Annotated in this window: 1 protein-coding gene; it reads right to left on the bottom strand. The window is 36.7% G+C overall.

What is annotated here, in order from left to right; genetic code table 11:
* Positions 1-20 precede the first annotated feature (20 nt).
* The gene (locus DET49_RS18310; RefSeq protein WP_133550299.1) at positions 21-1568 is read right to left on the bottom strand and encodes an IS1634 family transposase; all 1548 of its coding nucleotides are present in this window, start codon (positions 1566-1568) and stop codon (positions 21-23) included.
* Positions 1569-1683 lie beyond the last annotated feature (115 nt).

Here is a 1683-nt window from a genome sequence, read left to right as displayed (position 1 = left end):
TTCCTGACTTCGACAATGCGTCACCCTAAATGATTTTCCCAAAAATCATCGTCAAAAAGGAACGCTATTTCTTTGTGAGATTCGGTGAGAAACATCGTTTTATGTACCGTTTTCCCACTGATTGGTAAGTTTATTTTGATTGTTGTTATGGTTTTTGCAATGCTTAGAACTTTGTCTACGCTTAAATCAACTTGGTTTATTTTAAGTATTCGTTCCAATTCTTTATACACCTTATAGGCTACAAAGCATATGCAAACATGAGCCTCTATTCTACGCTCAGTAAAATGGAACATTGGACGTACTTCAATGGTTCCCTTAGTAATTCTAAAAGCCCGTTCTATAGACCAGAGGCTGGAATATTGGTAATAAACTTCCTGTGCAGATAGCTCGGTATTGGTTAAATATCCTTTTAAACCATCCCATTTTTCATCCTCTTTGATTTTTTCCGGGCTAATTACAACCCCCACATTGGAGGATAGTTCCAGGAATTTATTATACCCTCGCTTATTGATATTTTCTTTAGTAATAGTACCTCCTTTATAAGCCTTTTCAAGTCTCTCTACTCCTTTTTCCCGGTTATATTTATCTTTTCTGGCTCGCTTGCTTGAATAACCAACAATAAGCCTTGATTTCTCTTTTTGTTTAACATGAAACACACCTTCTTTTTTGGTCTGAGATAGAATCCATTGTTTTATGGACTTGCTTTCATTTTTTATCCGAGCTCCTACAATATAGCGGTATCCTTGGGCTTCTAATAGTTCTAAATTCTTTCTGCTCATAAGACCAGAGTCTGCTACTAGAACAAAATCGTCCAGGTTAAATCTTCTTACAAAATCTTCAACCACAGGAAGCATCGTTCGTCCTTCATATTGAGAACCATTAAACAACGAATAAGAAAGAGGATAACCATCCTTGCTAACTAATAACCCCAAAACTAGTTGAGGCTGGCTATGCTTCCCATCTTTTGAGAAGCCAGACTCCCTAAAACCATCACCACGATCTGCTTCAAAGTACAAAGTGGTCACATCATAAAACATTAATCCAATAGTTCCTCCTAGAATCTTTCGAGTATGGGCCACACTTATCTCTTGTACTTTCTCTTGTTGGTTCTTATATAACTTATCTAAGTAGCGATAAATATTGTGAAGCTTGAGGTCTTGATCAAAATGTGATTTTAAATATTCAACCGTAGCAGCTTTACTCATGGGTTGGCTCAAACGCGCAGTTATTAAATGTCGCAATACATCATCCTCTATTTCATTAAATCCTATTAAATCGTAAACACGATTTAATATCAATTGGGAACCATTAAGCAGGATGTTTTCAATATTCGATAATAACTGATCAGTTACAAGCTTTTCTTCTTCTTCACGCTGATAATCATTAAAAATATCTGCCATGCCAGAATGTTTTAAAATCCAGTCCCGACCCTTGGCATGGAGTCTTTTTAGTTCCTCTTTGTCACTGCTAACCCCGATGGTTTTGACATGCTTGAATTTTCCCAGGCGCTTCTCAACTACCACCACGCTAGTTGTCCCTGATCGATTTTTCTTTTTACGCAAAAACATAGGTAAAAATAGCGATTTTCACCGCCGCGTCACCCTACTTGGTGACTCAAAAATTGTAACTCATTGATTTTGTAATATTTATAAAATAGAACAAAGAAAGGTGTCAAAGTCAGGA

The organism is Salegentibacter sp. 24 (genome assembly GCF_004362395.1).
Classification (GTDB): Bacteria; Bacteroidota; Bacteroidia; order Flavobacteriales; family Flavobacteriaceae; genus Salegentibacter.
This window is presented reverse-complemented; position numbering and strand designations above follow the sequence as displayed.